Below are 962 nucleotides of genomic sequence, written 5' to 3' on the forward strand. Positions count from 1 at the left end.
TACCAAATCTTTTATATTTAACGACTTACCATACTTTATTGCCTTACCAGTTTCATCTATTAAGTCATATCCCATTTCTAAGAAATCATCTATCCTACATTCTTCTATAGTTAATATTCTATTTAATTTCCTTACTTGTGGCACTATATATCACTCCTTTTCTACGCTTCAACAACAAATTGTATTGCATCAGCTTTTTTATTTAATATAAATACATCCTCAAAACTTTCTTCAAAGTACAAGTATTTTCCTTCTGTAACTGCTCTTGGTTCGTCTAAAGTAGCGAACTGATAAGAAACTGGTGTAATTACTGCAGATGGATGTATTAAAGACATATTTATTTGTTTAGCTCCTGCTCCTGCTTTCCATCCAGTTGTAAAATCATATGCAGTTTTCATAAGTGCTGATGGAATTTTAATTATCTTTACTGTATCTATATCAGTTGTTTGACGATTAAGAGAAGTCCCAGCATCCTTTATATTTACCGTTCTTTGTATTTCTTTAGCATTTTTAATAAGAGTGTTTATCACTGGTGTAACATACAATATTCTTCCATTCTCTGGAACCCTAGCTTCTGTCATTCTTTCCATCATCATATCAAATATTTCTAAGACATTTGCAGTTGTAATAACTGTTGTATCTGCTACTTTGCCTAGTGATGTCCAATCAGCATATATTTTAGATATACAATAAGCGTCCATTTCAGGGAACTTTTGTTCTTCATTGTATACTTGAGTTATATTACCTATTGAAGCTACATGATTAGTTTGGTCAATATCTGCTGGATGAACTAATGTTGACCATTTTCTTTGGTTAGTTAATACCTTGGGTTCCCAAGCATTATCATAGTTTCTTTGAGCTACTGCTATTGTATCTCTGTTTGAATCTACCCTTCCAGTTGTAGATATAGTTGGTATTTCTATTGTTTTAGACCCAGTCCATCTATATCTCCCATTATTTTC

At 32.1% G+C, this 962-nt stretch carries 1 protein-coding gene; it reads right to left on the minus strand.

The window, feature by feature from the left end; translation table 11 throughout:
• Positions 1–161: 161 nt before the first annotated feature.
• Positions 162–962, minus strand: an 801-nt coding sequence (locus tag Q3304_RS20700; protein ID WP_407815337.1) for a capsid protein, incomplete at its 5' end; no start/stop codon positions are given.

The sequence above is a fragment of the Clostridioides sp. GD02377 genome, from assembly GCF_045899875.1.
Lineage (GTDB): Bacteria > Bacillota > Clostridia > Peptostreptococcales > Peptostreptococcaceae > Clostridioides > Clostridioides difficile_A.